Source organism: Listeria immobilis (assembly GCF_014322765.1).
In the GTDB taxonomy this organism is placed as follows: Bacteria; Bacillota; Bacilli; order Lactobacillales; family Listeriaceae; genus Listeria; species Listeria immobilis.
This window is the reverse complement of the sequence record NZ_JAASTZ010000038.1, coordinates 1-1,296: the sequence shown is the minus strand read 5'-3', so window position 1 is coordinate 1,296 and position 1,296 is coordinate 1. Positions and strand designations below refer to the sequence as shown.

General features: G+C 47.2%; 1 rRNA gene. It reads left to right on the top strand.

Going from position 1 to position 1,296, the window contains the following annotated elements:
* Window positions 1-173: 173 nt before the first annotated feature.
* Window positions 174-1,296, top strand: a 23S ribosomal RNA gene (locus tag HCJ50_RS15550); the annotation flags it as partial.

Sequence of the window (1,296 nt, the reverse complement as noted above, 5' to 3'; positions counted from 1 at the left end):
TTGTTCTTTGAAAACTAGATAAGAAAGTTAGTAAAGTTAGCATAGATAGTGGAAAAATTATCTATGACACAAGTAACCGAGAATCATCTGAAAGTGAATCTTTCATCTGATAAGAAGTATCATCGCTGATACGGAAAATCAGAAAAACAACCTTTACTTCGACGAAGTAAATTGGTTAAGTTAGAAAGGGCGCACGGTGGATGCCTTGGCACTAGGAGCCGAAGAAGGACGGGACTAACACCGATATGCTTTGGGGAGCTGTACGTAAGCGTTGATCCAGAGATTTCCGAATGGGGGAACCCACTATCTTTAGTCGGATAGTATCCTTACGTGAATACATAGCGTGAGGAAGGCAGACCCAGGGAACTGAAACATCTAAGTACCTGGAGGAAGAGAAAGAAAAATCGATTTCCTGAGTAGCGGCGAGCGAAACGGAAAGAGCCCAAACCAAGAAGCTTGCTTCTTGGGGTTGTAGGACACTCTATACGGAGTTACAAAAGAAAGTTATAAATGAAGCGGTCTGGAAAGGCCCGCCAAAGACGGTAACAGCCCGGTAGTTGAAATGGCTTTCCCTCCAGAGTGGATCCTGAGTACGGCGGAACACGTGAAATTCCGTCGGAATCCGGGAGGACCATCTCCCAAGGCTAAATACTCCCTAGTGACCGATAGTGAACCAGTACCGTGAGGGAAAGGTGAAAAGCACCCCGGAAGGGGAGTGAAACAGTTCCTGAAACCGTGTGCCTACAAGTAGTTAGAGCCCGTTAATGGGTGATAGCGTGCCTTTTGTAGAATGAACCGGCGAGTTACGATTTGTTGCAAGGTTAAGCGGAAAAAGCGGAGCCGTAGCGAAAGCGAGTCTGAATAGGGCGAATAAGTAACAGGTCGTAGACCCGAAACCAGGTGATCTACCCATGTCCAGGATGAAGGTAAGGTAATACTTACTGGAGGTCCGAACCCACGCACGTTGAAAAGTGCGGGGATGAGGTGTGGGTAGCGGAGAAATTCCAATCGAACTTGGAGATAGCTGGTTCTCTCCGAAATAGCTTTAGGGCTAGCCTCGAGGTAAAGAGTCATGGAGGTAGAGCACTGTTTGGACTAGGGGCCCTTCTCGGGTTACCGAATTCAGATAAACTCCGAATGCCATGTACTTATACTCGGGAGTCAGACTGCGAGTGATAAGATCCGTAGTCGAAAGGGAAACAGCCCAGACCACCAGTTAAGGTCCCCAAATATATGTTAAGTGGAAAAGGATGTGGGGTTGCTTAGACAACCAGGATGTTGGCTTAGAAGCAGCCA